This window comes from Streptomyces sp. NPDC002787 (assembly GCF_053592095.1).
In genome coordinates, this window is record NZ_JBSFVC010000007.1 from 321,483 (window position 1) to 323,575 (window position 2,093).

Below are 2,093 nucleotides of genomic sequence, written 5' to 3' on the forward strand. Positions count from 1 at the left end.
CGCAGATCACCGCGGTGGCCCCCGCGCATGCGGCCGGTGCAGCGGCGGTCACGGTGACCACCCCCGGCGGCACCAGCAACGCCGCCGATCCCCACGCGTTCTTCTACTACGCCGCGCCGCCCTCGCTGACCCTCCTCGCCCCTGTCTCCGGACCCACGGCGGGTGGCAACACGGTCACGCTCACCGGCAGCGACCTCCTCGGCGCGACGGCGGTGCGGTTCGACGGGGTGGCGGCGTCGTCGTTCACCGTCAACAGCAGCACGCAGATCACCGCGGTGGCCCCCGCCCGCGCGGCCGGTGCCGCGACGGTCACGGTGACCACCCCCGGCGGCACCAGCAACCCCGCCGAGTACATCTACCTCGACGCTCCGGTGCTGGTCACCCTGGCGCCTGACCGGGGACCGACTGACAGCGGCACGGTCGTCACACTGACCGGCACGAATCTGGCGGCCACCACCAGCGTCCAGTTCGGCGCCGTCACCGCGTCGTTCACCGTGGCCTCGCCGACGCAGATCACCACTGTCGTTCCGGCCGGCCCCGCCGGGCCGGTCTCCGTCACGGTGACCACACCCGCCGGCACCAGCAACGGCTTGACGTACACGCGGATCGCCGCGCCCGGCATCTGATGCGGCGGGAGCCCGAGATGACCTTCTTCCACGCCGCCGTCGTGCACGTCGACAGGTCCGTGACGTACTGCGGCACCGTGGACGCGCACCACCTGCGGCTCGTACGCGCCCTGGCCGCTCTGCCCTGCACGCCGCACCGCGTCGTCGAGTCTCCGCGCCGGCCCGGCTCCGTTTTCGTCCTGCGTGAGGACGGAGACCTGGACTGGTACCAGCCCATCGGCACTGCCCTGCCCTCGGCACGCCACCGGGGGCGGGCACGGTACGCCCGCGGCTCGCAGCAGGAAGGGCCCGAGGCCGGTGCCGTCGCCGAGGTGGCCTCGCTCACGGTCCGGGAGCCGGGCACGGTGTGGATCGATGCCGCGATCCGGCTCGGTGACGGAGTGATCGGCGGCCCGATGGACACGCCCCGCAATCCGCCCCGGGTGGTGCACCACACCACCGAGTCCCCGGCCGGAGGGAAGTACCTGGAGGCGGTGGCCTCCTACCTGATCGAGGTGGCCGCCGAACCGCACCTCATCTACTGCCCGGTCACCGACCGAGTCGGGCAGTTCGGCCCCTTGCACCACTCGGCACGCGCCCTGCGCAACGACGGTTCTCGCCGCACCAATCGCGAGGGCCGGGTCTGTGTCCAGATCGAGGTCCTCGGCCACGCCTCCAGCCCGTGGACCGACGGCTGGGACCCGCGGAAGAAGCCGGGATGGCAGGGGATTCTCGCCGCCATCCACTCCTGGGGAGTACCCGACGACTGGCCGGCGGGCCCTCCCGTGCCGTACCCCGGAGGCTCGGCACCCCGCTCACGCTCCGTGTGGCAGTCCGCAGGCGGACACTTCGGCCACTGTCACGTACCGGGCAACGACCACGGTGATCCGGGAGCGATCGACACCGTGAAGGTCCTGACCGTGGGAACCGGGACCGGGCCCCAGACCGAGGCCCGGCCGAGGGTGAGCCTTGCTCGTGTCGTCGCTTCCGCCGTCAAGGACCCCCCAGCACCCGACGGCCACCACACGTACCCGAGAGACGTCCGCCTCGTGGAGGAGGCGCTCGCCGCCGAAGGGCTGCTGGAGCGCAGGTATGTGGACGGCTCGTTCGGAACCAGGACCCTCGCGGCCTACGCCGCCTGGCAACGCAGCAGAGCAGGCGGTTCCTATCGTGGCGGTGACGCCGACGGGGTACCGGGACGTGACTCCCTGACCCGGCTCGGCGACAGACACGGATTCACTGTCACGGCATGACCGGGCAGCGACCGACCGGCGGCGCGGTGGTCCCGGGCGACGACAGCACACCCGACCGGACGGCTCTGTCGCGCGCACGCCGGGGGCGGGTGCGGCGCGGAAACCGCCGCGGGGGGGCCCCGCCGGGCGCCCCCGGCGGGACGGGGGCGGGGCGGGGGGAACCCCCAGCGGTTGTGTTACGGGGCCCCAGCGCTCCCATTGCCGGGTCGCCGCGGAGCAGCCCCACGAAAGCCCC

Annotated in this window: 2 protein-coding genes; both read left to right on the top strand. The window is 73.2% G+C overall.

Going from position 1 to position 2,093, the window contains the following annotated elements; genetic code table 11:
* Positions 1 to 626: IPT/TIG domain-containing protein (locus ACWD26_RS12765; protein ID WP_451269118.1), on the top strand; the 626-nt coding region annotated here is incomplete at its 5' end.
* 17 nt (positions 627 to 643) lie between these two features.
* Complete coding sequence (locus ACWD26_RS12770; RefSeq protein ID WP_451269120.1) at positions 644 to 1,858, top strand: peptidoglycan-binding domain-containing protein; 1,215 nt, start codon at positions 644 to 646, stop codon at positions 1,856 to 1,858.
* The last annotated feature ends 235 nt before the right edge of the window (positions 1,859 to 2,093 follow it).

Excerpts from the sequence above, each read along its gene's own strand:
- ACWD26_RS12770 (WP_451269120.1), top strand. The coding sequence starts at position 644 with ATGACCTTCTTCCACGCCGCCGTCGTGCACGTCGACAGGTCCGTGACG.